This is a genomic window from Thermaerobacter nagasakiensis (genome assembly GCF_055396825.1).
In genome coordinates this window covers 1755549-1778296 of the sequence record NZ_AP043740.1, presented here as the reverse complement: position 1 = coordinate 1778296, position 22748 = coordinate 1755549, and the positions used below count along the sequence as shown (strand labels likewise).

Annotated in this window: 20 protein-coding genes and 1 riboswitch; of the genes, 6 read left to right on the top strand and 14 right to left on the bottom strand. The window is 74.4% G+C overall.

The window, feature by feature from the left end; translation table 11 throughout:
• Nucleotides 1-312: 312 nt before the first annotated feature.
• The 3 genes from ACZ5T9_RS07520 to ACZ5T9_RS07510 all read right to left on the bottom strand — a co-directional run bounded on the left by ACZ5T9_RS07520 (nt 313) and on the right by ACZ5T9_RS07510 (nt 2466).
• Nucleotides 313-873, bottom strand: a complete 561-nt coding sequence (locus ACZ5T9_RS07520) for a stage V sporulation T C-terminal domain-containing protein (protein ID WP_464832470.1) — start codon at nt 871-873, stop codon at nt 313-315.
• Nucleotides 874-1348: 475 nt separating this feature from the next.
• Nucleotides 1349-1834, bottom strand: coding sequence for an IreB family regulatory phosphoprotein (locus ACZ5T9_RS07515; protein ID WP_464832468.1), 486 nt, complete (start codon nt 1832-1834; stop codon nt 1349-1351).
• Between the two features lie 41 nt (nt 1835-1875).
• Nucleotides 1876-2466 carry a hypothetical protein gene (locus tag ACZ5T9_RS07510; protein ID WP_006903870.1) on the bottom strand — a complete coding sequence of 197 codons (591 nt, stop codon included), beginning with the start codon at nt 2464-2466 and terminating at the stop codon, nt 1876-1878.
• Nucleotides 2467-2611: 145 nt separating this feature from the next.
• Between ACZ5T9_RS07510 and ACZ5T9_RS07505 the strand changes: the two genes are divergently transcribed.
• Together ACZ5T9_RS07505 and thiI are read left to right on the top strand one after the other, a co-directional pair.
• Nucleotides 2612-3811 (top strand): cysteine desulfurase family protein, encoded by a 1200-nt coding sequence (locus ACZ5T9_RS07505; protein ID WP_464832466.1) that lies wholly within the window; start codon nt 2612-2614, stop codon nt 3809-3811.
• 39 nt (nt 3812-3850) lie between these two features.
• Nucleotides 3851-5065, top strand: coding sequence for a tRNA uracil 4-sulfurtransferase ThiI (gene thiI, locus ACZ5T9_RS07500; RefSeq protein ID WP_464832465.1), 1215 nt, complete (start codon nt 3851-3853; stop codon nt 5063-5065).
• Between the two features lie 84 nt (nt 5066-5149).
• Here the strand turns inward: thiI and ACZ5T9_RS07495 are convergent, their stop codons facing one another.
• From ACZ5T9_RS07495 to ACZ5T9_RS07480, 4 genes are all read right to left on the bottom strand, one after another.
• Nucleotides 5150-5686 carry a hypothetical protein gene (locus tag ACZ5T9_RS07495; protein WP_243149653.1) on the bottom strand — a complete coding sequence of 179 codons (537 nt, stop codon included), beginning with the start codon at nt 5684-5686 and terminating at the stop codon, nt 5150-5152.
• Between the two features lie 375 nt (nt 5687-6061).
• Entirely contained in the window at nt 6062-7288 is a 1227-nt protein-coding gene (queG, locus tag ACZ5T9_RS07490; RefSeq protein ID WP_464832464.1) for a tRNA epoxyqueuosine(34) reductase QueG, read from the bottom strand.
• Nucleotides 7289-7421: 133 nt separating this feature from the next.
• Nucleotides 7422-7775, bottom strand: a complete 354-nt coding sequence (locus ACZ5T9_RS07485; protein ID WP_006903865.1) for an alpha/beta-type small acid-soluble spore protein — start codon at nt 7773-7775, stop codon at nt 7422-7424.
• Nucleotides 7776-7931: 156 nt separating this feature from the next.
• On the bottom strand, nt 7932-9257 hold the full coding sequence (locus ACZ5T9_RS07480; RefSeq protein WP_464832462.1) for a D-alanyl-D-alanine carboxypeptidase family protein: 1326 nt from the start codon (nt 9255-9257) through the stop codon (nt 7932-7934).
• Between the two features lie 736 nt (nt 9258-9993).
• On the opposite strand from ACZ5T9_RS07480, the gene ACZ5T9_RS07475 reads away from it, so the two are divergent.
• Nucleotides 9994-10746, top strand: a complete 753-nt coding sequence (locus tag ACZ5T9_RS07475) for a hypothetical protein (RefSeq protein WP_006903863.1) — start codon at nt 9994-9996, stop codon at nt 10744-10746.
• A gap of 219 nt (nt 10747-10965) precedes the next feature.
• On the opposite strand, the gene ACZ5T9_RS07470 is transcribed toward ACZ5T9_RS07475, so the two are convergent.
• From ACZ5T9_RS07470 to ACZ5T9_RS07455, 4 genes are all read right to left on the bottom strand, one after another.
• On the bottom strand, nt 10966-11400 hold the full coding sequence (locus tag ACZ5T9_RS07470; RefSeq protein ID WP_006903862.1) for a hypothetical protein: 435 nt from the start codon (nt 11398-11400) through the stop codon (nt 10966-10968).
• Nucleotides 11401-11456: 56 nt separating this feature from the next.
• Nucleotides 11457-12584, bottom strand: coding sequence for a homoserine dehydrogenase (locus tag ACZ5T9_RS07465; RefSeq protein WP_464832460.1), 1128 nt, complete (start codon nt 12582-12584; stop codon nt 11457-11459).
• Nucleotides 12581-13771, bottom strand: a complete 1191-nt coding sequence (metX, locus tag ACZ5T9_RS07460; protein ID WP_006903860.1) for a homoserine O-acetyltransferase MetX — start codon at nt 13769-13771, stop codon at nt 12581-12583. The genes ACZ5T9_RS07465 and metX overlap by 4 nt, the downstream gene beginning before the upstream one ends.
• Nucleotides 13772-13866: 95 nt before the next feature.
• Nucleotides 13867-13985: riboswitch (SAM riboswitch) on the bottom strand.
• A 102-nt stretch (nt 13986-14087) separates the two neighbouring features.
• The gene (locus ACZ5T9_RS07455) at nt 14088-15044 is read right to left on the bottom strand and encodes a YgjP family zinc-dependent metalloprotease (protein WP_464832458.1); all 957 of its coding nucleotides are present in this window, start codon (nt 15042-15044) and stop codon (nt 14088-14090) included.
• Between the two features lie 309 nt (nt 15045-15353).
• Here ACZ5T9_RS07455 and ACZ5T9_RS07450 point away from each other — a divergent pair, with 309 nt between their 5' ends.
• The 3 genes from ACZ5T9_RS07450 to sfsA are packed head-to-tail and all read left to right on the top strand — an operon-like array spanning nt 15354 to nt 17928.
• Complete coding sequence (locus tag ACZ5T9_RS07450; protein WP_006903858.1) at nt 15354-15791, top strand: cupredoxin domain-containing protein; 438 nt, start codon at nt 15354-15356, stop codon at nt 15789-15791.
• Between the two features lie 59 nt (nt 15792-15850).
• Nucleotides 15851-16909, top strand: coding sequence for a biotin--[acetyl-CoA-carboxylase] ligase (locus ACZ5T9_RS07445; protein ID WP_464832457.1), 1059 nt, complete (start codon nt 15851-15853; stop codon nt 16907-16909).
• Between the two features lie 8 nt (nt 16910-16917).
• The gene (gene sfsA, locus ACZ5T9_RS07440; RefSeq protein WP_464832456.1) at nt 16918-17928 is read left to right on the top strand and encodes a DNA/RNA nuclease SfsA; all 1011 of its coding nucleotides are present in this window, start codon (nt 16918-16920) and stop codon (nt 17926-17928) included.
• Between the two features lie 109 nt (nt 17929-18037).
• On the opposite strand, the gene ACZ5T9_RS07435 is transcribed toward sfsA, so the two are convergent.
• From ACZ5T9_RS07435 to ACZ5T9_RS07425, 3 genes are all read right to left on the bottom strand, one after another.
• Nucleotides 18038-18946, bottom strand: coding sequence for a MurR/RpiR family transcriptional regulator (locus ACZ5T9_RS07435; RefSeq protein ID WP_006903855.1), 909 nt, complete (start codon nt 18944-18946; stop codon nt 18038-18040).
• A 75-nt stretch (nt 18947-19021) separates the two neighbouring features.
• Nucleotides 19022-20356, bottom strand: coding sequence for a Glu/Leu/Phe/Val family dehydrogenase (locus tag ACZ5T9_RS07430; RefSeq protein WP_006903854.1), 1335 nt, complete (start codon nt 20354-20356; stop codon nt 19022-19024).
• A 190-nt stretch (nt 20357-20546) separates the two neighbouring features.
• Nucleotides 20547-22634 (bottom strand): ABC-F family ATP-binding cassette domain-containing protein, encoded by a 2088-nt coding sequence (locus tag ACZ5T9_RS07425; protein ID WP_464832455.1) that lies wholly within the window; start codon nt 22632-22634, stop codon nt 20547-20549.
• Nucleotides 22635-22748 lie beyond the last annotated feature (114 nt).

Here is a 22748-nt window from a genome sequence, read left to right as displayed (position 1 = left end):
CCCCGGCCGCGGGCGCCCGTCGCCGCAGCGGGAGACGGGAGCGGGCGGGCCTTCACGTTAAAGAGGCCGGACCCGTCCTTTCCTGGTCTGATCTGGGGAAAGGCCGGCAGCGCAAGGCCCTCCGCTGAACAGGCCGGCCACCTCTGGGCATGCGGAAACAAGAAGGCCCCCGCGCCGCGGGCCGCGGGGGCGTAGGATCCGGGAGCGCTGCCTGGCCGCCGGCTCCGGCCGGGCGGCGAGGCCGCCCGCCGCGACCGGGGCATGCCAGGCACCCGCCCGGCAGAGGACTTGGACCTTGGCAGCGCAGCAGGGCTATTCCTCCAGGTGGCGGGCGATGAAGCCGGCCGCCGTCTCCGCCAGCTTCAGCTCCAGCGTCCCCGTGTCCCGCCCCTGTTCCCGGGAGGCGATGATCACCGCGCCCACGGGGTCGCCCCCGACCACGATGGGGGCGATCACCTCGCTGGCAAAGGGGCACGGCTTGTCCTCGTCGGCCCCGATGAGCGGCCCGGGGTGGCGGTGCCGGTCGGATGTGAAGTGCAGCACCTGGCGCTGTTCCATGGCCTGGTAGACCACGGAACCGATGGGCTTGCCGGCGAACTCCCGCGGTGCGGCGCCGGCCACGGTCACCACCTGGTCCCGGTCCGTCACCATGGCGACCAGGCCCGAGGCATCGGCCAGGGACTGGGCGATACCGCTGACCATCTCCTCCAGGTCGGCGATGGCCGAGTACTTCTTGAGAATGACCTCGCCGCCCTTGTCAACAAAGATCTCCAGGGGATCACCGTCGCGGATGTTCATGCTCCGGCGGATCTCGATGGGAATCACGATCCGCCCCAGGTCGTCGATGCGCCGAACCACCCCAGTGGCCTTCATGGCGTCACCTCTTCTGCCGTGGTGTGGAAGAACCGGCCCGGCGCCCAGGCCGCGGTGCTTCCGTGGCAGCCCCATGGGCCAGGGCCAGCCGCCTGGGGCCCGCGCCACCTGGCGGCAACCGCCACGGAGCCCGGCACCGGAACGCCGGCCCGGTGCCACCGGGGCCGGCAACGAGGCGTGACCGGCCCGCCAGCATGCGGCCTTCGGGCCATGGGCACTGGTGGGGTTAGTATGCAGTCACGTCCTGGCCGCTTATTCGACAGGCCAGCCAGAGATGGGAGAAGATGTCAGAAGGACAAAAACAGGGGAGGCGGCTTGACCGCCTCCCCCGGCGGGGTCACAAGCGCCTCGGCACCCGATCCGGATAGGGAACTTGTGACCCGCGCAGGCATACCTTGTCCCGCCGGGCGGCGCCCCACACAGCCACATCCTGCCATGGCCGGCGGTGGCCGGGATGCGGGCTGCCCGGCGGCTTCTACCGCCCCGGCGGCCCGAACCCGCTGTCGAGATGGGCCCGCACCAGGGCCTCGACCACCCGCACGCGGTCCAGCTTCTGAATCAGCACCCGCGCGCCGCGGTGGGCGGTGATGTACGCCGGCTCGCCGGTCACCAGGAAGTGGGCCAGCTGCCGCGCGGGGTCGTATCCCCGCTCCCCGAGGGCAGCCAGCACCTGGGCCAGCACCTGCCGCTCCTCCTCTTCCAGGGCGGTGCCGCCGCCCGGGGAAAGGAGGGGAAGGCGCCGGGTTCCCTCGCTGCCCACGGCGGGGATCCAGGCCGTCCCGGGCCCAGGGACAGGCGGCACCGCCGGCTCGCGGGCCGCCGCCTGCTCGTCCCCGGCAGCGGCCGGGCCACCGCCGCGCGGGTCACGGCCCCCGCCGGGGCCGGCGCAACCCGCCGGCCCCGGCGACGGGGCCGGGTGCCGGTTCACCGGTTCGTCCCCGGTGTCCCGCTTGTGTTCCATGACGGTACGCCTCCCGCCGGTGGCCGCGCCCGTGCCCGGCGCTAGAGCAGCATCTCGCCGGACTTGGGAAAGTAACCCGAGCCGATCAACGCCTCCATGATGCGGTGGACCTCCGCGAACATCGGCTCCACGTCGGGCTCCTCGCTGCAGTCCACCTGCCAGACGTACACGGCGTACGCCTCGTGCACTGCCACCCGGCCGTCGGGAAGCACCGAGATGACGAACTTCACCTCGGGGATGTTGTCGTGCTCGATGTGTTCGAACAGGATCTGCTTGATGGAGTTGGCCAGCGGCGGCACCTGCTCGGCCGACGGCACGTCGAACACGTAGCGGATCTCCACGTCGACGGTGAGGTCCGGCTGCCCCTCCTTGTGGGTGCAGTCGTCCTCTTCTGCATGATACAGGCCGCAACTGCCCCCGTAGACCGTCTCCGCCGTCAGCACCGAGTCCCAGGTGAAGCTGATCTCCGCCCGGACCCGGTGGGGCGGCTCGTCCCCTTCCGGGACGCACACGAACAGGCAGTGGCGGTCCATGGTCTGGGTCTCCACGTGGTGCTCGACGCGCCGGATCTCCAGGCCGGCGGCTTCCGCCGCGTCGAAGAGCACGTCGCACAGGTCTTCGTAACGCAACATCAGGCGGTGCCCCTTCCGGAGTGAACCACTCCCTAAGGCGTGGAGCGCCGGGACCTTTCGCCCCGGGCTCCGTCAGAGGAAAAGTATAATACTTTTGCCGGAAGGGGGGGCCGGTTTTGCCGCCCTTCCGCCGAGGAGGGTTGCTATGGCCACCCAGCCTGCGCCGGGGACGAGCCCCGGCGTCTACCTGGACAACGCCGCCACCACCCGGGCACGCCCCGAGGTGGTCGAGGCCATGGTCGACGCCCTGCAGAACCGCTTCGGCAACCCCGCCTCCCTGCACACGGCGGGGCTGGAGGCCGAGCGGCTGGTCAAGGAGGCCCGGGCGGTGCTGGCCCGTGCCCTGGACGTTCCGGCCGACGACCTCTACTTCACCTCCGGCGGCACCGAGGCCAACAACTGGGCTCTGCGGGGGGTGCTGGCCGCCTACCCGCGGCGGGGGCGCCACCTGGTGACCACCGCCATCGAGCACTCGTCCATCCTGACCACGGCGCGCTGCCTGGAGCAGGAAGGCTACCGGCTCACCGTGGTGCCCGCCGACGGCCGGGGCCGGGTCGACCCCGAGCGGGTGGCCGCGGCCGTCGCGCCCGACACCGTGCTGGTCAGCGTCATGCTGGTCAACAACGAGATCGGGTCGATCCAGCCCATCGCCGACATCGTCCAGGCGGTGCGCCGCCGGCAGCCGGAAGTGCTGGTCCACGTGGACGCCGTGCAGGCCTTCGGCAAGATGCCGGTGCGCCCCCGGGCCTGGGGCGTGGACCTGCTGACGGTGAGCGCCCACAAGATCCACGGGCCCAAGGGCACCGGCGCCCTGTACGTACGCCGCGGCGTGCGCATCCAGCCCCTGCTGACGGGCGGCGAGCAGGAGGGCGGCCTGCGGCCCGGCACCCACAACGTGCCGGGCATCGCCGGCTTCGGCGTGGCGGCCCGGCTGATCCTGGCCGAGCAGCCCGAGCTGGGCCGCCGGCTGCAGGCGCTCAAGGAGCGGCTGGTGGAGCGGGTCCAGGCGGAGATCCCTGAGGTGTATGTCAACGGGCCCGACCCGGCGGAGGGTGCGCCCCACATCGTCAACCTCTCGGTGGTGGGGGCCCGGGGCGAGGTCCTGGTCCACGCCCTGGCCCAGCGGGGCGTGTACGTGTCCACCGGATCGGCCTGTACCTCGCGGCGCACGGCCCCCAGCCACGTTCTGCAGGCCCTGGGGCTTCCGCCGGCCCGGCTGGATTCGGCCCTGCGCGTGAGCCTGAGCCGGGAGACTACCGAGGACCATGTGGAGCGCTTCGTCGCGGCCCTGCGGGAGGCAGCCGCCGAGGTGCGGGCGGTGGCGTCGGTGCGCGCCCGCCACTAACCGGCCGATTCGTCCCGGCCGGTCCGGAGGAGGCACACCTTGGATTCCGTCCTGCTTGTCCGCTATGGCGAGATCGGTCTAAAGGGGAAGAACCGTCCCCAGTTCGAGCAGGCCCTGGTTCGCCAGATCCGGCGGGCCCTGGCCGCCTGGCCCGGGGTCGCCGTCTACCGCACGCCGGGCCGGGTCTGGGTGGAGCCGCCGCCCGGCACCGATCCGGAACCCCTGCTGGAGAGCCTGCAACGGGTCTTCGGCATCGTGGCCGTGGCGCCGGCCGAGCGGGTGGACCTCCACCTGGAGGCCATCGCCGCGGCGGCCGCCCGGGTTCTGGAGGCCGCCCTGGCCGCTGGAGCCGGGGCCGCCGGGGTCGGCGCCGGCGGCGCGCCGACCTTCAAGGTGGAAGCCCGGCGCTCCAACAAGCGGTTCCCCCTGACGTCGCTGGATCTGAACCGCGAGCTGGGCAGCCGGCTGCTGGCGGCCCGTCCGGAGCTGAAGGTTGACGTCCAGCGTCCCCAGATCACGGTGCACGTGGAGGTGCGCCACGACGGGGCTTATGTGTATGCCCGGTCCGTGCCGGGACCCGGCGGCCTGCCCGTCGGGGTGACGGGCCGGGCCTGCGCCCTGCTCTCGGGCGGGATCGACAGCCCGGTGGCCGTGTGGATGGCCATGAAGCGGGGCCTTGTCCCCATCTGCGTCCATTTCCACAGCCCGCCCTTCACCAGCGAGCGGGCCCGGGAAAAGGTGGTCGACCTCACCCGGGTGCTGGCGCGCTGGGGTGGACCACTGCCCCTCTGGGTGGTGCACTTCACCGAAATCCAGCGGGCGCTCCAGCTGGACTGCCCGCCGGAGCTCACCATCACCCTGATGCGGCGGATGATGTTCCGCCTGGCCGAGCGCATCGCGGCTCGGGAGCGGGCCCTGGCCCTGGTCACGGGCGAGAGCCTGGGGCAGGTGGCCAGCCAGACCCTGGAAAGCATCCGCACCATTTCGGCGGTGACGACCCTGCCCGTGCTGCGGCCGCTCATCGGCATGGACAAGGCGGAGATCGTCGAGCGGGCCCGGGCCATCGGCACCTACGACATCTCCGTGCTGCCGTATGAAGACTGCTGCACCCTCTTCGTTCCGGCCCACCCCGCCACCCGGCCCCGGCCCGAGCAGGCGGAGCAGGCCGAGGCGGTGCGGGATTGGGAGCCGCTACTGGCAGAGGCCATGGAGCGCAGCGAGCGCCTGGTGGTCGAACCGGCCCAGGGGCTGTAAAGGCGCTGCCCTTAAAGAGCGGCGGGCCAGGGTCCATCCAAGGGTCCCCGGCCCGCCCCTTCCTTCTCAGGCCTGTACCGGCCGTCAGCCCGCACCGTTGGCGCTGGCCTGTCCCCCCGGGGCGCTCCCCTGGCGGCCCGCCCCGGGATGGGCGCGGTGACGCCCCCGCCGGTTTCCCCGCCGCCGGCCGCGCCGCCGCCGGCGCCCCTCCCCCCGCTGGGGATGGGTCACGCCGTTGGCCCCGGCCGCCTCCATGCCCATGGCCGGGGTGCCGGCCGGCCGCCCACCCGCCGGCTGGCCCGCCGCCAGGCTGCTGGCGGCGGGCCGCACCGTGCCGTTGGTCCCGTGGGGTGCACCGGTGGCCGCCACCTCCCCGGCGGCGGGCCGCGCCGGTCCCGGCCGGAAGCCGCCCGGCCCTTCCACCGTCAGGCGCAACCCCTCTTCCAGGACACCGCCCAGGCCCAGGCGGTTGCCGTGGCGGTCGGTCACCACCAGCTTCCCCGCCACCGTGTCCTGGTAGACGGTCTCAGAATAACGGAGCAGTGCATGGCGCACGCTGGCGCCCGGATAGACGTCCACCGGATGGTTGTTGACAAATACCCGCACGGCCGACTTCACCACCTTCCCGCGGGCCTCGCGGCCCGTGCCGTGCCCTGTCGAAATTAACCTGAACCGGTTCCCCGCCGGTATATCCACCGGCGGACCCCTTTTTGCCAGCCCCGTGCCCGTGCCGCGGGCCCCGCATGGCCACCCCGGGTCGCGTCCCGGGGTCGGGGCGGCATCCGGCCCGCCGCCGGCGGGAGCGCCGGCGCGGCGGCTGCGGGTCCGCCGGCCCAACGAGGAGCCTGTAACCCAATTGGTTCGTCAAGAAGGCCGCCGCGTCCTGCGCGTTAGGGCCGGAGCCCGGCGGGGGCGCGGCCCTCCTCGGGGCGGTCGTCGTGCCGACGCCGGGGGACCCTGCCGGAGGACCCTGACCCCCGCCCTGAACCTGCTCCCTCAGACCGGCTTCCGCGCGGGCCGAGCCCCTTCCGCCAGGGCCCTGGCCGCCGCCAGGCGGACGGCCGCATCCGGGTCTTGCGCCCGGGCCCTTTCCAGGGCCTCCCGGGCGGCATGGCCGCCGATCCGGCCCAGGGCCCACGCAGCCAGGGCGCGCAGGTCGGGCCGCGGGTCCCCCAGGAGCACGCGGGCCAGGGCCCGAACCGCAGGCCGGGCCGCGGGACCCCGGTTGCCCAGGGCGACGATGGCGTTGCGCTGCCAGGCTTTGCGGCCCCGCCATGCCCCCGTCAGGGGCCGGTATCTCGCCTGAAACGCGGCGCGGCCCATGGCCAGAAGGTCCGGCAGAAGGGGAGCCGCCGGGTCCTCGGGGTCACCGGGCCGTGGCCGCAGGGCAGGATGGCCCGGCACGGCCCGGCGATTGAACGGGCACACCGCCTGGCATGCATCGCAACCGTACAGGCTCTGGCCGAGGGCAGCCCGTTCCTCCTCGTCCAGCATGCCCGGCTTCTGGCTCAAGAAGGAGATGCAGCGCCGGGGATCCAGCTGCCGCGGCGCAAGGAAGGCGCCCGTGGGGCAAGCCCGCAGGCAGAGGTCGCAGCCGGCGCAGGCATCGGCCAGGGGCTGGTCGGGGGGAAGTTCCACGTCGGTGACCAGCTCGCCCAGGAAGACCCAGGACCCGGCCCCGGGCACGATCAGGCACGCGTTCTTGCCAATCCAGCCGATCCCCGCCTGCCGGGCCCAGGCCCGGTCCACCAGCGGCCCGGTGTCCACCTGCACGGCCCACCGGCAGCCACCCGGCACCGTGGCTTCCAGCCAGCGGCCCAGCGATTGGAGCCGCCGGGTCATGACGTGCTGGTACGAGCGGGTCCGGCCCGCCGCCGCCACATAGCCCCGCAGGGAGGGCGGCTCGCGGCGCCCACCCCGGTCGCCTGTGCCCTCCCGGGGTCCTTGCCCCTCCGCCGCCCGGCGCCGGGTGCGGGGCGGGTCGTAGGCCATGGCCACGGCCACCACCGAGCGGGCACCCGGCAACAGGCTGGAAGGGTCCGTTCGCCGGGCCGGGTCCGGATCTTCCCAGGGGGTGGCCATCCCCTGCGCCTGGCGCCGCCGCAGGAGCCTCTCCAGATCCACCTGGGGGGCGGCGGCCGCCACGCCGGCGGCCACGAAACCCAGCCGGCGCGCCTCGGCCAGGAGGGCCCGCTTGAGGCCGGCCGGATCGGTAAAAGCCATGGGCATCCCTCCCCTCGGGGCCCGGTCCCGGCGCGCCAGGGAGAACGCGCAAAAAGGCGGCCACCCGGCTGCCCGGGTCGCCGCCCGACCCCGTCTTTCCTTCATTGTACCGTCTACCGACCGGGGTGCCGACTCACCAGCTTGGACCGGTGGTGGGCGGGCCTCCCGCCCCTGCCAGCTGTTGTTCGGCCAGGGCGATCATCCGCCGGACCATCTGGCCGCCCAAGCGGCCGCCCAGGCGCCCGCCGATGGCGCCGCAATCCCGGGTCGTCATCTCCCCCCAGCCCACCTGGCGGATCCGGTCGGCCAGGCCGAGTTCCTCGGCCACCTCCCACTTCTGCCGGTCCAGGGCCGCGTCGTAGGCGTGGGGCGAGGCCGCGCCGGGCGGCAACAGGCCGATTTCCTGGGCGACTTCCATCTTCAAGCGGTCCAGCCCCGGCTGCGCGCCGGGAACCAGCAGGTCGCCGGCGCCGCGTCGTCTGGCCATGCAGGCACCACCTCGGGTTCGGTGTTCGGCCGCGAAAGACGGGCCATTTGTAGTGTGAGAAGGCCCGCCGGGCCGATACCCCCGATGCCTGGCGCCGGTGGGGCAGGCTGCCGTCCGGCAGGCGGTCGGCCCGCCGGGCGCCTGCCCGCTGACGCTTCAGTCAGCTCCCGGATCCCGCGCGCGAAAGGCGTACCACAGCGGGTCGAACGCCGCCACCCGGCGCCGCCAGCGACGCCGCGCCAGCATGGCTCGCCGCCGCCGCAGGACCGCCCAGGCCGCCGCCAGCAAGGCCAAGCCCCAGGTGTAGGGCCACGGCTGCCGCGCCTTGACCGCCCGGGCCGCGGCTTCCCAGGCCGTGAGCGGCTCGACCGCCGCGCCGCTGAGCAAGGGGATCCGGTCGACGACCTGGTCGCCCACCCGCACCACCAGGGTGCCGACCCGCGCGCCCTCGCCCACCGGCGCCTGCAAGGCCTGCTCCAGCTCCACCTGGCGCCGGACCGGCGGCGCCGGCTCGTCCCGAGGAACCAGCCACCGGACGCCGTAGGCGGCGACGGCCGCCACGCTGTCCTGCCGGCCGCCCCGTACCGGCACCTGCCCCACCCGCTCGCCGGCCTGCACCAGCGGCAGGGGCTCAAAGCGGGCAAAACCCCAGTCCATCAGGGCCGCCATGTCCCGGTACATCCCCGTGGGATGCGCCCCCAGCAGGACCCCGACCAGCTCGACGCCGCCGCGCTGCGCCGACGCCACCAGGGCTCCACGGGCGGCGCTGGTGTAGCCGTTCTTCACACCCGTGGCGCCGTCGTAGCGCCAGAGGAACCGGTTGTGGTTGTAAAGCACCCGCTCCGAGTTCTTTTCGGGCCAGGGCATCCGGTACTCCCTGGTTCCCACGACGCGCCGGAAGGTGGGATTGGCCAGGGCTACCCGGGCCAGGGTGGCCAGGTCCCGCGCCGAGGTGTAGTGGTCCCGGCTGGCGAGCCCGTGGGGATCGGCGAAGCGGGTGTGTTCCAGGCCCAGTTCCCGGGCGCGCTGGTTCATCCACTGGACGAAGGTCTCCACGGACCCGGCCAGGCCTTCGGCGATGGCCACCGCCGCGTCGTTGCCCGACTGGAGCATGAGCCCGTAGAGAAGCTCTTCCAGGGTCCGCTGCTCGCCTAGGGCCAGGTAGAGGCTGGACCCCTCGACGCCGAAGGCCCGCTGGCTGGTGGTGATGACCTGCTGCAGGTCCCCTCGCTCGATGGCCAGCAGGGCCGTCATGATCTTGGTCGTGCTGGCCATAGGCATGGTGGCGTCGGCGTTGCGCGCGTAGAGCACCTGCCCGGTGGCCGCGTCCACCAGGATGGCCGCCCGGGCGTCTTGGGATGGCGGCTGCTGGGGTGCGGACCCTTCCGCCCGGACCCGGGCCGCCGGGACCCCGGGGACCGCGCCCGCCAGGACCGCCAGCCCCAGGGCGACGGCAAGCAGCACGAACCCGCCGCGCCGCACCGCTTGTTGCCACCGCGCGCATCCCCCCGCCTGCCGGCGCCCTCCATGACCGCCCCTCCCCCACCGGCCTGCGGAGGGCCGCCGGTTGGTTGCAGCCGGCAACCTGCATGGCACCTCCTTGCTGCCGTACGCCGAAGACCGGTCTCCAGCCTTCGGGCGCCTGGTCCGGCGCCAGGCCACCAGCGGGCCTGGGCCGCAGCCCATCCGCTGCCCGGGCCGCGGCAAGTCCGGCGGCCCTGCCTTCCAGTCCGGCGGCGTCGCCGGCCTCTTGACGCGCCCGGCCGCCGCCCTGGCAGGGGACGCCCGGGCCACCGGCCCGCCGCCCGCCCGGACCCCACAGGGGCCCGGGCGACACGGTATATCCTTCAGGCTTTTGGCCAAGGACCGGGGCGGTTCCTCCCGCCGGCTCAAGACCCAGGGATGGTGAATCGTTCCACCGCCCCTGGCTTCGCAGGACCGCGCCCGGGTGTGGACGGCCCCTGGGGCCGGAGGCGGCGGGGCCCTGGGCTCGACGGAGGGGTGCGCGCCCGTCCGGTACGGGTGTCAGCCACGCCGGGCGGCGGCTGACGGAATGGAAGCGGGCGTCGCACCACCGGCAGGAGCGGGGTGGGGAGTCCGCATAGACTAAGGGATAACCAGGGCCACCTCGGTGGCGGCGCCCCGCGGGCCGGCCACCCCGCCAGGGCCGCCCGCTGGAGCCGCCGGCGGTGGCCGCGAACAGCGGGAGGTTGGCCTGATGGGCGCGCAGGGACAGCTGGCCATCTCCGTGGAGACCCACCCCTCGGAGTTCCAGCGGGTGCTGGAGCGGGAGCGGTTGGTCTATACCGTGTTCCGGTCGCGCCAGCGGTGGGTCTTTTTGACCGAATACGTGCCCCAGCCGGCGGCCCAGGCCGCGTCCCACTTCGTGCACCAGGTCCTCTTGCCGGAGATGCTGCTGGAGCACCTGGATTCCCGCTACGCGGCAGTCGACCCCGATGACCGGCTGCAGGTCTGGAAGCAGAGCCTCCCCCTGCTGGCCCAGCCGCCCCTGGCCCGCGGAACGGCGGCTCTGCTGCTGCCCGAACTGCTCCAGCACGGTCGCCTGAGCATTCTGGGCTGGCTACGCTTTCGCGGCGAGCGGTTCTTGCGCAGCCTGGTGGGCGAGCTGGCCCGGACAGGCTTGCAGCAGCTCTGGTTGGAGCGGGCCCTGGAGCAGTTCCTCGGCACCCTGCGCCCGGTAGAGGAGGGGCCCGAGGAGCTCTGGGTGGAAGGGCAGGGACGGGACCTGGTCATCCGGGAGCCCGGCGGGCCGCCCCTCTACCGCGAGTTTCTGGAGGGGCACCTGGACCCGCGGGTACCGCTGGAGCGGGAGGACCTGGCCGCCGGTCTGCTCAAGGCGCTAGGCCCCCGCCGCATCCGGCTCAGGGGGACCCGGCCCGAGCTGGCGGCCCGGCTGCGGGAGGCAGGCCTGGCCGTGGAACCCGGCGACGGTCCGGAGGAGGGCGCCTGAGGGCGCGGCCGGGCGGGAACCTCCGCTCGAGGCTCCCCATGCCCCTGGGGTTCGCCATGGCGCCGGGACCCCAGGCGTCGCCGGGCCCGCAGGTGCACCGGGGCGCAGTGGAGGGAAGCGGCCGGAAAGGGCGCGGGACGAAGCAACCGGCGGCGGGATACCCGCCGCCGGACCATGTGTACCCCGGTGCCGGTACCCAGGCCGCTTGGGTGTCGCGACCTAGGCCGCTTGATCCCGCCGGTTCCAAATCCAGGCCGCTCCTGCCAGGTATACCAGCCACTCGACCGGCCAGGAACCGGCGTCCACCTGTTCCCAGGCCACCTGCGCCGCCGCGGCCGCGGCCACCACGGCCACCAGGCGCAGGAGCTGGTGCCACCGCCGCCAGGTCCAGCGGCTCCGCCAGGACACCGGCCCGCCCCGCCGCGCTTGCCGCCAGCCCAGCGGCCAGCGCCCGCTTCGCGGGCCCGGCCGCGCAGCCCGCGGCCGGGCCGCGGGCGCGACCCCCCAGCCGTAGCGGGGATCCTTCCCCCCCGGCAACACCCGGAACCGGCGCCGCTGTTCCCGCTCGCACTCCGGGCAGTAGCGGGCCCCCCGGCGGTCGGCCTCGAAGGTGCGCCGGCAACGATAGCACTGGGCGAGATGCCTGGGGCCCATGCCGCTCCCCCCTGCCGCGGCCGCCCGGCCGCGGAGCCCGGCGGCCGGTGAGCCGTTCAACCTTCCGTCAACCTCAGTTTAACCGCCGCAGCCGCCGGATCCTGCCACTCGGTGTCGAACCCGGCACGGGGCACGGCCGCCGAGGGCTCCACGGCCACGGACCGGCCGGCCTCCAGGTCCGGCAACGGCAGGCGGTCGCCCCGCCAGATGGCGATCAGGTCCGCCAGGACGGCGCTGGCGGTGGCATCGCCGCCGGCCCCGGGCCCGGCAAACCGCACCGTGCCCACCGGATCCGCCTCGATCAGGATCATATTCTCCACCCCGGCCGCCTGCAGCAGGGGGTCGTGGGGCGGCAACATCTGCGGCTCGACGGCCAGCCGGGGGGCGGGCCCCGTCCACTCGGCGGTGGCCACCAGGCGCCAGCGGGCAGCGCCGCCGCCCTGGCGGGCCGCCTCGCCCCCGCCCCCTCCCTCCTGCAGGGCACGGCGAAAGGCGGGGTCGTCCAGCCCGCGACGGGCCACGGCGGTCCAGGCCACGGGCTCGCCCGTCACCAGGGTCGCCAGGATGGCCAGCTTGCGGGCCGCGTCGCGCCCCGACAAGTCGTCGCTGGGATCGGCTTCCGCATAGCCGGCGGCCTGGGCGGCACGAACCGCGTCCTCCAGGGTGGCGCCCTGCTCCACCTGGGTGAGGACGAAATTGCAGGTGCCATTCAGGACCGCCCGCAGGCGGCGCACCCGGTTGGCCGCCAGGCACCTCAGCAGCGGGCGAATGATGGGCACCCCGCCGGCCACCGCCCCTTCGAAGGCCAGCTCCACCCCGTGCCGGCGGGCCACCGCCGACAGGGTCGCCAGGGATTCGGCCAGAAGGGCCTTGTTGGCGGTGATCACGTGGCGGCCGGCTTCCAGGGCCCGCAGGACGTACTGGCGGGCCGGTTCGACACCGCCGATGAGCTCGATCACCACGTCGACCTCAGGATCGCCCAGCAGCTGGTCGGCATCGGTGGTGAGCAGGCTGCGGTCGACGGCCGCCGGCCGCGGCTTGCCGGGATGGCGTACCAGGATCCCCTTCAGCCGCGGCACGCCACCCAGCCGCGCCACCAGCCAGGGTGGCGGGTTGAGCAACCGGCGCGCCACCGCACTGCCCACGGTGCCCAGACCCAGCAGCGCCACCACGGGACCCTTCACGGGCGCCCCTCCCCCACCGCCGCCACCGCCCCGGCCTGCGCGGGCGCGGCGGTAGCACCGGGTTCTTCCAGCCAGTCCATCACCCGGCGGGCCACCCCCGCGGGGTCCACGAGGAAGCTGTCGTGGCCCCAGGGAGCCTTCCAGACCTGCCATGTGACATTCTTGCCCGCCCGGCGCAGGGCCTGGACCAGCCGCCGCTGCTCGTCCACGGGGTAGAGCAGGTCCGAGGTGATGCTGAGCACATACATGCGGCCCTGGACCCGGGCCGCGGCGCCCTCCAGCCCGCCCCGGCCCCGGCCTACGTCGTGGAGATCCATGGCCCGGGTCAGGGTCACGTACGTGGCGGGATCGAACCGGCGCACCAGCTTTTCCCCCTGGTAGTGCAGGTAGCTTTCGATCTGGAACCGGAAGGCCTCGGCCGGGCCCGCCGGCGCGGTGGCGTACGAGCCCAGCCGCTGGGCGACCGGGTCGGCGCCCGCCGGGACCTCTTCCCGGCCAAAGCGCGCCTCCCACTCCTCGCGACCCCGGTAGGTGGTCATGGCCAGCATCCGGGCCAGGGCCAGCCCGCGGCGGGGCGGGCGGGCGGCGGGATAGTCGCCGCCCTGCCAGGCGGGGTCTGCGAAGATCGCCTGGCGCTGCACCTCGTTCCAGGCGATGGCATGGGGCGAGGCGGCCGGCGGCGCCGCCAGGACGGCCGCCGCTCCCACCCGCTCGGGGTAGGTGACGGCCCACTCCAGCGCCTGCATGCCGCCCAGGGAACCGCCCACCACCAGGGCGAGCCGCCCGATGCCCAGCGCATCCAGGAGCCGGCGCTGGGCATGGACCATGTCCCGCACGGTGATCACGGGAAACCGCCCGCCCCAGGGCCCGTGGCCGGCCTCCTCAGGACTGGCCGGGCCTGTGGACCCGTAACAGCCTCCCAGCACGTTGCTGCAAATGACAAACCAGCGGCGGGTGTCGATGGGCCGGCCCGGACCCACCGCCGCCTCCCACCAGCCCGGGCGGTCGCCGGGATGGTGGGAGGCCACGTGGGCGTCGCCCGTCAGGGCGTGGCAGATCAGGATGGCGTTCTGGCGCTGGGGGTCCCAGCGACCCCAGGTCTCGTAGGCCAGTTCGGCCCGGGGCAGGTGGCCGCCCTGCTCCAGGGGCAAGGGCCCCACCTCGACAAGGCCGCGACAGGGGATCACCGCGTCCCCCTCCCTCCCGCGCCCGCTCCCCGAAGGGGTCCCGGATAAGAAACTACCCCTCCCGAGAGGGAAGGGCCGAAAAGATTTCCGGCGCCCTCTCATCTCTCAGGATCCGCACGGATCCTGCAGGAGTTGGCACCTTACCGGCCGTCCAGGCACGGCCGGCGGTTGCCGGGCTTCATCGGGCCAGTCCCTCCGCCACTCTGGATAAGAGAGCAGACGCGCTCTGTGATTGTTGAAAGTGATGCTATCATGCCGGCCCCTGCAGGTCAACGATCCCGGCCGCGACCCGGCCGGCCTTGCGCGCCGGCGCCCCTCACCATCGGGCATCGGCCGGGGAAGGCCCGATGGAGCGCGCCGGCCGCAGCCAGCCCGGTACATAGCTCCAGGCCGCCCGGAGCTGGCGCCGGTGTTCCGCCGCCCGGGGGTCATGCCGTTCCACCAGGGCCCAGAAGGCGGGACCGTGGTTGAGGTGGACGGTATGACAGAGTTCGTGGATCAGCACGTGTTCCACCAGTTCGGGCGGCAGGAAGAGCAGCTTCAGGCTGAGGCGCACGTGGCGCCCGGCGGAACAGCTGCCCCAGCGGGTCTTGGGGCAGCCGACGGACGAACCCGCCAGGCGAAAGCCCCGCTCCCGCGCCAGCCGTTCCAGCCAGGGCCGCAGGGTCGCCCGGGCCCGGGCGGCCAGCCAGCCCCTGAGGGGAGGCCCCCAGGCGGCAGGACCCTGCTCCCCGGCTCGGGCCGGCAGGCGGACCTGCCCGGCCAGGGGTGCGCCCGCGGGCGGCGGTTCCCCTGGATCGCCGGTGGCCCCGCCGGCGAAGAGGGTCTGCTGCGGGGTCCGGCCGGCGGCGGCCTTGCGCCCCCCGCCGGCGGCGTCGCTCAGGGTGGGCCGGCCCGCCGGTGCCACGGCCCACACCTCCCCCAGAGCCCGCAGCCACAGCCAGGCCGGAGGAGCCAGGCCGGCGGCATCCCGGCGGAGCAAGGGATCGCCCGCCCCGCCGCCGGCTGCCCGGGCCTGCTGTTCCAGGCGCTGCCGGGCCCGCTGGATCCAGGCCGCATGCTGGGCCACCACCTGGGGCACCCGCTGCAGCCGGTACCCCGGCGGAACCACCACCACCAGGCCGTCGGCCGGCGAAAGCACCAGCCGCACCCGGCGCGCCCTGGAGCTGACCCGGACGGTGTAGGGGGGCAGGCCCTGCGATCCGGCCCCGCCCTGCCCCATGCCCCCCGGTGGCCGCAGCCCCCGATCCCCGTCCCTGGACCCCTCGCCCATGCGTCGCCCTCCTTCTCCTCGCGGGCGATGGCCGGCGGCAGGCTCCGTCGGGCTCCGTTGCCGCCCGGCCGCGCCGCGTGCCCGGGCGGGCAGGCGGACCCGCCCCGGGCCGCCCCCGAAGCCCGCATCGCGGTCGCTCTGTCCTGGTTCGCCCGGCCGTTGCCCGCCCCCTTGTGGACAACCGCTGCCCGGCCCCGGCGGCCGCTGCGCATGGAGAGTCACCAGGCCGGCATACATTGGTTCCGTAAGGGCGCCCGGCCGCCGCCCCCCAACCGGCCGGGAAACGGCCCCTTGCGGGGAGGTGCCATCGTGTCCGACGGGGCTGCACCGGGGCCCGCCGCCCGCTCGGTGATCGCCCTGCTTGTGTCCGCCGCCCTGCTGGCCGGCGCCCTGGGCCTGCACCTGCGGTCGACCCGCCCCGGCGTGGCCGGCGTCACCGCACCGGGGCGGCCCGTGGCCGACCGGGTGATCCGGCTGTCCGAGTACGCCTACCAGCCGGCGGTCATCGAGGTCCGGCAGGGGACCCGGGTGCGCCTGACGCTGATCAACACGGGGCGGGAGGAACACGAGCTGGAGATCGACGGCTATGGCATCGAGGTGGCCGGCCTGCGGCCGGGAACCAGCGTCCGGCTGATCTTCAATGCCGATCTTCCAGGCCGTTTCGAGCTGGCCTGCCACATGCCCGGCCACTACGAGAAGGGGATGCGCGGCATCCTGGTGGTCCACCCGGCCGACGCCCAGCGCTGAGGCGCCGCGACACCCTGCTCCGGGCCCGGCGTGGTATGGTGTTGCCGGGAGGAAACGCCATGCCCGCAAAGGATGCCGTGAGAGGGGACGGGCCCCGGCCGCGCAGCCGGGTGCTGGCGGCCCTGCTGGCCGCCGGCGGGCAGCCGGTCTCGGGCGCGACCCTGGCGGAGGGCCTGGGCATCACCCGCGCCGCCCTCTGGAAGCACATCGAAGCTTTGCGCCGGGACGGCTGGCCTGTGGAAGGCCGCCCCCACCAGGGCTACACCCTGGATTTCGGGGCCGCCGGGCGGCTGGCAGCCCGCCGGTTCGTCCCTGAGCTGCTGGAGGCCCGCCGCGCGGGAGCGCGCCTGGGCCACACCGTCCACTGGCTCGCCGAGGTGGGGTCGACCAACGACGTGGCCCGCCGGCTGGCGGAGGCGGGCGCACCCGAGGGCACCGTGGTGGTGGCGGATCGCCAGGCGGCCGGGCGGGGGCGCCTGCGCCGGGCCTGGTGGAGCCCGCCCGGCGGCCTGTGGATGTCCCTGATCCTGCGCCCCGCCCTGCCCCCCGAGCACCTGCCCCTTTTGACGCTGGCCACCGCGGCGGCAGTGGCCGAAGCGGCGGAGGGCCTGGCCGGCCGGCCGGTCCAGGTGAAGTGGCCCAACGACGTGCTGGTCGACGACCGGAAGGTGGCCGGCATCCTGCTGGAGACGGTCAGCCACCCCCACGGTGCCGAGTACGTGGTGGCGGGCATCGGAGTCAACCTGGACGTGGAAGGCGAGCCGGTGCCCGCCGAGCTGGCCGGCCGCCTGACCTGGCTGGCCCGGGAGGCGGGCCGCCGGGTGACGCGGAACGAGCTGGCGGAAGCGATCCTCCAGCGGCTGGAGGAACGTTACGCCCAGCTGCACCAGCACGGTCCGGATCCGGTGCTGGCCGCCTGGCGCAGCCGTGCCGCCTGGCTGGGGGAGCCGGTGCGGGTGGCCCTGCCCGCCGGCGAGGTGGCCGGCATCGCCCTGGACGTGGCACCCGACGGTTCCCTGGTGGTCGAACAGGCCGGCGGCCGGCGCCAGCGCGTCCTGGCGGGCGACGTGCAGCGCCTGCGGCCCGCCGGGGCTCCTCCCGGGGCCGGGTCCCGGTGAGCGGCCCGGTGAACGTCGCCCTGCCCTGGCCTTCCCCCCTGGTGCCCGTGATCATCCTGCGGCGCCTCAACCGCTTTGCGGTGGAGGCGGTTCCGGCCAGCCCCGGCACCTCCGGCCCGGCGGGCGGCCGCGCCGCAACGGACCCGCCGCGGGGCGGGCCCTGTGAGCCGGGCCATGCCGCCGGCAGGAACGCCGCCGCAGCGGTTGGCGGGGCCGGCGACGGGACCACCGGCGAGGTCCTGCGGCTCCACCTGCCCAACTCCGGCCGCATGGCCGAGCTGCTGGTCCCCGGCACCCCCGGCCTGGCATGGATTCCCGCCGCGGCCCCGCAAACAGGGCAGCGGGCGAGCGGCACCCCCGCCGCCTCCCGCCCGCAGGCCCGCGCCCCTCTGGGCCCGCCGCAGCCTCTCCCTGGCCCGGCCGCGGCCGCAGTACGGCAGCCCCCGCCCCCTTCCGGAACCGCGGGACGGGCAAGATCCGCTGCGGCGGCGGGCCGGCGGACGGCGGGCGATCTGCTGCTGGTGTCCTTCAACGGGCGGTGGGTGTCCGTCGACGCCCGGATGCCCAACCGGCTCTTCGCCGCCGCCCTCGACCGCCGCGCCCTGCTGCCCTTCGCGGCCTACCGCCGCTGGCAGGCCGAGGTTCCCTGGGGCGCCGGCCGGCTGGACTTTCGCCTGGAGGGGGCCGGAGAGCCCCTCCGGCCCTGCCTGGTGGAGACCAAGTCGTGCAACCTGGTGGAGGACAGCACGGCCCTTTTCCCCGACGCCCCCACCGCCCGCGGCGCCCGCCACCTGGAGGAGCTGGCCCAGGCGGTCCGCCAGGGCTGGCGGGCCGCCGTGGTCTGGTTCGTCCAGCGGGACGACGCTGCCCGCCTGGCACCCCACCGCCGGGCGGACCCCCACTTTGCCGCCGCCCTGGCCCGGGCCCGGGCGGCCGGGGTCGAGGCGTACGCTTACCGCTGCCGGGTGAGCCCCGCCGGGATCAGCCTTCTGGGCCCCATTCCGGTGGTGCCGGAATAGGGGGCGAGGCGGCGCAGGGGCCGGCTGGCCCGCGCAACCGGCGCTCGGCGTCCCGGCCGGCGCCCCTGGCGGGCGGGCACGGTGGCCGGCGGGCACGGCGGGCGGCACGTCAGGACCCGGCGTCGCCGCCTGCCTCGCCGGGCCCGACGATCCGGTCGGAGCGGCGTTCTTCCTTCAGGTAGGTGCCCTGGCGGTCCCAGAGGTCTTCCAGCTCCCGCAGGGCGGCCCGCACCTTCTCGGGCTGGGCCAGGGCGACGGCGGTGATGAGGGCGTTGATGACGCTGAGCGGCGCTACCAGCGAGTCGGCGAAGGAAGGGGACTCGGAGCGGGCGGGAAGCACGATGGCGGCGTCTTCCACCAGCGGCGAGACCACGCTGTCGGTGATGAGGACGGTGCGTGCTCCCCGCCGGGCGGCCAGGCGAAAGGCCTCGGCGGTGGCCCGGGCGTAGCGGGGAAAGGTGACGGCCACCACCACGTCGGCCGGACCGGCCGCCATCAGCTCCTCCAGGGCGGTCCCCGCGTGGGTCAGGGTGCGGGCATTGCGCAGCATCAGCTGGAGGTAGTAGCCCAGGTAGTGGGCCAGCGCGGCAGCGCTGCGGTGGCCCACCACGTAGATGGCCCGGGCCCGCTGCAGGGCGCTGACGGCCTCGGCAAAGCGGTCCCGCGGCAGCGAGGCCAGGGTGGCGCGGATGTTGTCCATGTCGGTGCGGAGGACGGTGTCCAGGATGGTCTCCGCCCGCTCGCCGCGCTCCTCCGCCAGCACCAGGCGGTCGGCGGCGGACAGGCGGGCCCGAAGCTGGTCCTGCAGGTCCCGCTGCAGCTCGGGGTAGCCGCTGTAGCCCAGGGCGATGGCGAACCGCACCACCGTCGATTCGCTGACCCCTACCGCCGCCCCCAGGCGGGCGGCGGTCATGAAAGCCGCCCGGGGCTCGTTCTGCAGGATGAACTCGGCCAGCTGGCGCTGGGCCCGGCTTAACCGCCCCGCCCGCTTGCGCAGGCGCTCCGCGAAGCTTGCCATGACCGCCTCCCTGCGCGGCAAGGGCCGGCCGCGGCGGGCCGGCCCCACCCGACTTCCGCACGTTCTCCTTCCACGTTACACCGGCGTGGCGGGCTCGCGAAAGACGTCGACGGCCGCTTCCGCCGGCTCCGGCTGGGGCACGTGGTGGTAGTCGGTGGCGGGCACCCAGCCCCGGGCGATCAGCGCCTCGGCCAGGCGGTCGATGGCCACCATGTAGGCCGCCAGGCGCATGGGGACGGACTCTTCCACATGACAGCGGTAGACCGCCTTGAAGGCGCCGACCATGAGGCGCTCCAGCTGCCGCACCACCTGTTCTTCCGACCAGTAGTACTGCATCAGGTTCTGGACCCACTCGAAGTAGGAGACCGTGACGCCGCCGGCGTTGGCCAGGATGTCCGGCAGCACGAAGATGCCCCGCCGGTAGAGGATCTCGTCGGCCTCGGGAGTGGTGGGGCCGTTGGCCCCTTCGGCGATGATGCGCGCCTGGATGTGGGGCGCGTTCTCCTCGGTGATCACGTTCTCCAGGGCGGCGGGGACCAGCACGTCCACCGGCAGCCGGAACAGGGCCTCATTGTCGATGGGCTGGCCGCCGGGGAAGTCGCGCACCGTCCCGTTCTGGCGGCCGTAGGCAAAGAGCGCCTCGACGTCGAGCCCTGCCGGGTTGTAGACGCCGCCGTAGGCGTCCACCACCGCCACCACCCGGGTACCCGCGCGGTGCAGGTAGCGGGCCACCCAGCTGCCGACCTTGCCGAAGCCCTGGATGGCCGCGGTCATCTGCTGCATGTCCATGCCCAGGACCCGGGCGGCCTCCCGGATGGTAACCACCACGCCCCGCCCCGTCGCCTCGCCCCGGCCGCGGGAACCGCCCAAGACCAGCGGCTTGCCCGTGATCACCGCGGGGTTGGGGTGGCCGGTGATCCGGGAGAACTCGTCCAGCATCCAGCCCATCACCTGGTCCGACGTGTTGACGTCGGGTGCCGGGATGTCCCGGTCGGGACCGATGAACCCGGCCAGCGCGCGGATGTAGCCGCGGCTAAGTTCCTCCAGCTCCCGCCGGGAAAGCTCCCGCGGATCGCAGATCACGCCGCCCTTGGCCCCGCCGTAGGGGAGCCCCAGCAGGGCGCACTTGAAGGTCATCCAGATGGCCAGGGCCTTGACCTCGTCCAGGTCGACCCGGGGGTGGAAGCGGATGCCTCCCTTGGTGGGTCCCAGCACGTCGCAGTGCTGGGCACGATAGCCCTTGAAAAGCTTGAGCCGGCCGTTGTCCATCCGGACGGGAATGGACACCTCGATGACACGGGCCGGCTCTTTCAGCAACTCATATACGTCGGGCCCCAGCCCCAGCCGCTCGACCACGGCGGCCAGCTGCTTCTGGGCAGCCCTCAGAGGCGAGTGCTGTGCCTCCGGCATGGTGCGCTGTTCCCCCTCGCGGGCTCGTGCTGGCCACTCCGACCCGCTGCATACCGGTCAATGCGCGGTGAAGCGCGCGGAGCAAGTCTTCCGTCAGCATTATACGCCGCTGCAGGATCACCGTCATCGATCGCCGGCAGCCCGGAAGGGGCGTCCCGGGCCGTAGACCGCGCCTGTCACGGGCCTGGCGTCACTGCAGGGCGGCGGCGCCGCCGCCCTCGCGCCCCCGCCCCGGCACGGCGGCTTGTTCCAGCAGCCGGCTCAAGCTCTCCCATTCCGCCATGTGCGCCTCAAGCTCCCGGGCCAGGCTTTCCGCCCGGCGCGCCGCGGACGCCACCGCCGCGCCACCCCGGGCCAGGAAGGCCGGGTCCGAAAGCTTTTGCACCAGGCCGGCTTGCTCCTGCTCCAGCTGGGCAATCGCCTCTTCCAGCGACCGGACCTGCTGGGCCAGCCGGCGCAGCCGGTCGCGGGAGAGGTTGGCGGCCGGCGCTGGCCGGGACGGCCCGCCCCCGGCGGCTCCGCCGTGCGCTTGTCCTGCGGCGCCGGCGGCCGGCCCCCGGGGCGGCGGCTGGATCACGGTGGTACCGGCCTCCGGCCCGGCGGGTTCCGCCCCCTGGCTCAGGCGGGCCGCCAGCCACCGGCTGAGAGGCCCCGGCGCCTGCTCGACCCGGCCGTCTTCCACCCACCAGATGGTCTCTACCAGCGGCTCCAGAAAGGCGCGATCGTGGCTTGTCACCACCAGCGTCCCGGGGTAGCGGGCCAGGGCCTCCTCCAGGACCTCGCGGGTCTCCAGGTCCAGGTGGTTGGTCGGCTCGTCCAGGATCAGCACGTTGGCCCGCAGGGCGGCCAGCCGGGCCAGGATGAGGCGGCTGCGCTCGCCGCCGCTCAAGGAACCGACCGGCTGGTGGACGGCCTCCCCGCGGAAGAGGAAGCGCGCCAGGGCGTGACGGGCCTCGGCCACGGTCATGCCCGTGGCCGCCACGTACTCCTCCAGGACCGTGCGCCGGGGGTCGGTCAGGCCCAGCAGCTGGTCGAGGTAGCCCACCCGGACGCCCTCGCCGCGCACCACCTGGCCCGACACGGGTTCCAGGTCGCCCGCCAGCAGCCGCAACAGGGTCGACTTCCCGGCCCCGTTGGGACCCAGCACCCCGATGCGCTGTCCCCGCCGCACCACGGCATGGAGATCGCGGAAGAGCCACGGGCCTTCCCCGTAGCGGTGGCCCGCCCCCTCCAGGCGGAACACCACCTCGTGGGAAGGGCTGCCCGCGTCCAGGCGGATGCGGGGCAGCGGCGGCGGTGGCGGGGGCGGTGGGGGCGCCTGCCGCTCCAGGCGGTCCAGCTTCCTTTCCCGGTCCTTCGCCTGGGTGGCCCGGTTGCCGGCCCGGTAGCGGGCCACGAAGTCCTCCAGGCGGCGGCGCTCCTCCTGGTAGGCGCGGTAGGCGGCAGCCGCCTGCTGGCGGCGCAGGCTGCGCTCCCGGCGGTAGGCGTCGTAGTTGCCGTCGTACAGCTCGAGCCGCCCGTCCACCAGCTCGGCGATGCGGTTGCAGGCCCGGGCCAGCAGGCCCCGGTCGTGGGACACCAGCACCACGGCCCCGGGGTACGTGGCCAGGTGGTCCTCCAGCCAGGCAGCCGCCGCCACGTCCAGGTGGTTGGTCGGCTCGTCCAGGAGCAGCAGGGGCGGGCGGGCCACCAGGACCCGGGCCAGGCCCAGGCGCACCCGCTGGCCGCCGCTCAGGGACGCCGGCGGGCGCTCGAACTCGTCCGGGTGGAAGCCGAGCCCCAGCAGGACCTGGCGCGCCCGGGCTTCCATGGCATAGCCGTCCTGCTGCTGGAACCGCTCCTGGAGCCGCCCGTACCGGTCCAGCAGCCCCTGGAGGGGTTCGCCCTGCGGGCCCGGCGCCGCCGCGGACGGCCGGGATGCGGTCCGGGCGATGCGATCTTCCAGTTCCGCCAGCTGGCGACGCAGGACCAGCAACTCGCCGAAGCCGTCCAGGACCGCTTCCAGCACGGTGCCCCCCTGGATCGCCGCAGGATCCTGGGGCAGGTAGCCCACGGCCAGGCCCTGGGCCCGGTGGACCCGGCCGCCGTCCGGCTCCAGCACCCCGGCCAGGATGCGCAGCAGCGTGGACTTGCCGGCGCCGTTGGGACCCACCAGTCCCAGGCGGTCGCCCGCCCGCACCCGCAAATCGACGCCCCGGAGGATCTCCCGCCCGCCCAGGCTGCGGGTCACGCCCTGGACGTCCAGCAGCACGGCCCCCGGATCCCACCCGCCCGCCACGGTCCTCACCTCCTCCCTTCTTGTACAGGCTGGCCGGCGGCCTGTCGAGGTCGGGGCAGGTTCTGCCATCGCCAGGAAATCCTGCCGCCGCCGGCGAACCCCGGTGGCGGAGAC

Bases quoted from the DNA above. Each gene is read 5' to 3' on its own strand.
- ACZ5T9_RS07430 (WP_006903854.1), bottom strand. From the start codon at position 20,356: ATGCCGGAGGCACAGCACTCGCCTCTGAGGGCTGCCCAGAAGCAGCTG.
- ACZ5T9_RS07435 (WP_006903855.1), bottom strand. From the start codon at position 18,946: ATGGCAAGCTTCGCGGAGCGCCTGCGCAAGCGGGCGGGGCGGTTAAGC.
- queG (WP_464832464.1), bottom strand. From the start codon at position 7,288: ATGGCTTTTACCGATCCGGCCGGCCTCAAGCGGGCCCTCCTGGCCGAG.
- ACZ5T9_RS07515 (WP_464832468.1), bottom strand. From the start codon at position 1,834: ATGGAACACAAGCGGGACACCGGGGACGAACCGGTGAACCGGCACCCG.
- ACZ5T9_RS07455 (WP_464832458.1), bottom strand. From the start codon at position 15,044: ATGGGCGAGGGGTCCAGGGACGGGGATCGGGGGCTGCGGCCACCGGGG.
- ACZ5T9_RS07470 (WP_006903862.1), bottom strand. From the start codon at position 11,400: ATGGGCCCCAGGCATCTCGCCCAGTGCTATCGTTGCCGGCGCACCTTC.
- ACZ5T9_RS07510 (WP_006903870.1), bottom strand. From the start codon at position 2,466: ATGTTGCGTTACGAAGACCTGTGCGACGTGCTCTTCGACGCGGCGGAA.
- ACZ5T9_RS07520 (WP_464832470.1), bottom strand. From the start codon at position 873: ATGAAGGCCACTGGGGTGGTTCGGCGCATCGACGACCTGGGGCGGATC.
- ACZ5T9_RS07505 (WP_464832466.1), top strand. From the start codon at position 2,612: ATGGCCACCCAGCCTGCGCCGGGGACGAGCCCCGGCGTCTACCTGGAC.
- ACZ5T9_RS07485 (WP_006903865.1), bottom strand. From the start codon at position 7,775: ATGGCCAGACGACGCGGCGCCGGCGACCTGCTGGTTCCCGGCGCGCAG.
- ACZ5T9_RS07445 (WP_464832457.1), top strand. From the start codon at position 15,851: ATGCCCGCAAAGGATGCCGTGAGAGGGGACGGGCCCCGGCCGCGCAGC.
- ACZ5T9_RS07475 (WP_006903863.1), top strand. From the start codon at position 9,994: ATGGGCGCGCAGGGACAGCTGGCCATCTCCGTGGAGACCCACCCCTCG.